This is a genomic window from Bradyrhizobium sp. NBAIM08 (genome assembly GCF_020193935.1).
Taxonomy (GTDB): domain Bacteria; phylum Pseudomonadota; class Alphaproteobacteria; order Rhizobiales; family Xanthobacteraceae; genus Bradyrhizobium; species Bradyrhizobium yuanmingense.
Genome location: NZ_JADYVR010000365.1, coordinates 1 through 446 on the forward strand (window position 1 = coordinate 1; position 446 = coordinate 446).

Below are 446 nucleotides of genomic sequence, written 5' to 3' on the forward strand. Positions count from 1 at the left end.
CTACAGCACCGTCACGCTGGGCGTGCCCGGCACGGCGATGGCCGGCTACCCACAGCTCACCGAGGACGAGCGCTGGGCGCTCGCGTTCTATCTGGGCGGCCTGCGGGTCGATGCGAGCGACGCCGCACGCGGTGCTGCGCTCTGGCGATCGGGAAAGGCCGCGCGCGAAGTCGGAACGCTGCATTCGGTCTCGACGCTGAGTGAAGGCGAAGTCGCCGCGCAGCATGGCGCGGACACCGCAGCGGCTTTTGCATGGCTCATGCAGAACCCCTCGGCGACGGCCGCCGCGAAGGAAGCCCCGATTGCGTACTCTCGCAGGCTGCTCGCCGAGAGCATGGCCGCTTATCGAGACGGCAAGCGCGACGAGGCGCAGCGCCTCGCGCTCACGTCCTATCTCGAAGGCTTCGAGCTCGCCGAAGCGAGCCTCGATACGATAGACCGCGATC

1 pseudogene is annotated in these 446 nt (G+C 68.6%); it reads left to right on the forward strand.

What is annotated here, in order from left to right:
* A pseudogene (locus I6F37_RS39925) lies at positions 1–446 on the forward strand (hypothetical protein); the annotation flags it as partial.